2 protein-coding genes are annotated in these 1,058 nt (G+C 60.5%); both read left to right on the forward strand.

Going from position 1 to position 1,058, the window contains the following annotated elements; translation table 11 throughout:
* On the forward strand, window positions 1-424 hold a 424-nt coding region (locus RWK44_RS34800), incomplete at its 5' end, for a cupin domain-containing protein (RefSeq protein ID WP_316030172.1).
* Window positions 425-512: 88 nt separating this feature from the next.
* A partial coding sequence (locus RWK44_RS34805) for an MFS transporter (RefSeq protein ID WP_316030173.1) occupies window positions 513-1,058 on the forward strand: 546 nt, incomplete at its 3' end.

The following is a 1,058-nucleotide window of genomic DNA, read 5'->3' on the forward strand; positions in this document are numbered from 1 at the left end:
CATCCCGACCGGCTATGCCTATGCCGGCGAATGCCCGGTTGATCAGGTCGCCGAAAACGGCATGCAACCCGGCGAAATGATGCCGAAGAACGTGACCGACGAGGTCATTTCCTCGATCGATCTCGCCTCCAAGGGCGATGCCTGGAAGAACAGTGCCCTACGCATGCGCAAGCTCGTCGTGCAGCCTGGCGGCGTCGTGCCGTGGCATTCGCATGAGGCTCGCCCAGCCAACATCCTGATCGTTTCGGGCTCGATCACCGAATACCGCAGCACTTGCAAAGTGCCGATCGAGCACAAGGCCGGCGACGTGACTGCCGAATTCGGCACGCTGTCGCATTGGTGGAAGAACAATGGCAGCAAGCCGGCTGTCCTCTACTCCGCCGACATCCTGAGCTCCGAAGCGCAAAAGCACGAATCCATGTGAGCTGCTCCCAGGCTCACTGAAAGGCATCTCCGGTCCCGCCGGATCGGAGATGCCGCACCACTTCATTCAACCAGTTGGAGCGATTGCCATGACCGGCCTCGAGCATGTCCTCAATCCGCCGCGCGCGAATCTCGGGGCCGACACCGATCGTCGGCGCTTTGCCGTCATCGCGCTGATTTCCTTCCTGACATTGGTAGATCTCTTCGCGGCCCAGGCGATCCTGCCCGCACTTGTCGAGAAATTCCAGGTCAGTCGCGCTGCCATGGGCTTTGCCGTCAATGCCAGTACTTTCGGCATGGCCGTCGCCGGCCTTGGCATAGCCTTCTTCGGTCGCAGGATCGATCGCCGCAGCGGTATCTGGATCAGCCTAGCGCTGCTTTCCCTTCCCACGACAGCTCTCGCCTTTACCCACGATCTGACGGTTTTTGCCATCCTCCGTATCGTCCAGGGCCTCTGTATGTCGGCAGCCTTCACGCTGACCATAGCCTATCTCTCGGAACACTTCTCGCCGATCCAGGCGCCAGGCGCGTTGGCGGCCTATGTGACCGGCAATGTCGCGAGCAACTTCTTTGGTCGCATCCTGTCCGCAATGGTGGCCGGGTTCGGTGGGCTCGAAAGCAATTTCCTCACCTTT

The sequence above is a fragment of the Rhizobium sp. 25PS6 genome, assembly GCF_032464655.1.
GTDB classification, from domain to species: Bacteria; Pseudomonadota; Alphaproteobacteria; order Rhizobiales; family Rhizobiaceae; genus Rhizobium; species Rhizobium laguerreae.